A 943-nucleotide genomic window follows, 5' to 3' on the forward strand; every position below is an offset into this window, starting at 1 on the left:
GCCTAGGGTCTGTTGCGAAAGTGGATCTTGTTCGTTGATGATCATGTCCTGTGGGACGTGGGGATTTGACGAACGGCCAGTGGGCCCGGCTTGAGCCCCTGCTGCCGACGGGCATCAAGCCGGGTCGGCCGCAGGTGTGGACGCGGCGGCAGTTGATAGACGGCATACGGTGGCGAACGCGGACTGGTGCTCCCTGGCGGGATGTGCCCGAACGTTACGGGCCGTGGGACCGGGTCTATGACCTGTTCCGGCGCTGGCAGCGGGACGGCACCTGGGCGAGGATCCTCACCCAGCTCCAGGCCGAAGCCGATGCGAAGGGCCTGATCACCTGGGACGTCAACGTCGACTCCACCGTCTGCCGGGCCCACCAGCACGCCGCCGGGGCAGCGAAAAGGGGGACCTGCAGAAGGAGCCGCCCGGCGGGATCTTCGTCGAGCCGGCCGACCACGGTCTCGGACGCTCCCGCGGCGGACTGACCAGCAAGATCCACCTCGCAGTCGAGCAGGGGCAGAAGCCCTTGTCCGTCGTGATCACGGCCGGGCAACGGGGCGACTCCCCGCAGTTCGAGCCGGTCCTGGAGGCCATCCGGGTTCCCCGGCTGGGGCTCGGAAGGCCACGCAAGCGTCCGGACCGGGTCCGGGCCGACAAGGCGTACGACTCCCGTGACAACCGCTCCTACCTGCGCAGGCGCGGGATCAAGGCCACCATCCCGGTTCCGGCGGACCGGGCCCGCAACCGTCTCAGACGCGGATCGCGTGGCGGGCGGCCACCGAAGTTCGACAAGGACGACTACAAGCAGCGGCACGCGGTCGAGTGCGGGATCAACCGGCTCAAGCGCCACCGAGCCGTCGCCACCCGGTACGACAAACTCGCCGTCCGCTACGAAGCGACCGTGCTGGTCGCAGCCATCAACGAGTGGCTGTGACCAGCACTTTCACAACAG

General features: G+C 68.3%; 1 protein-coding gene. It reads left to right on the forward strand.

Going from position 1 to position 943, the window contains the following annotated elements; all coding sequences use genetic code 11:
- The first annotated feature begins 50 nt into the window (after positions 1-50).
- Positions 51-925 (forward strand): IS5 family transposase gene (locus tag H5J33_RS36480; RefSeq protein ID WP_399553029.1). Its coding sequence is split into 2 segments (ribosomal slippage): positions 51-444 and positions 444-925, totalling 876 coding nucleotides; the frame shifts between segments, so codons are not numbered across the junction.
- Positions 926-943 lie beyond the last annotated feature (18 nt).

The sequence above is a fragment of the Streptomyces sp. WELS2 genome, from assembly GCF_013870595.1.
In the GTDB taxonomy this organism is placed as follows: Bacteria; Actinomycetota; Actinomycetes; order Streptomycetales; family Streptomycetaceae; genus Streptomyces.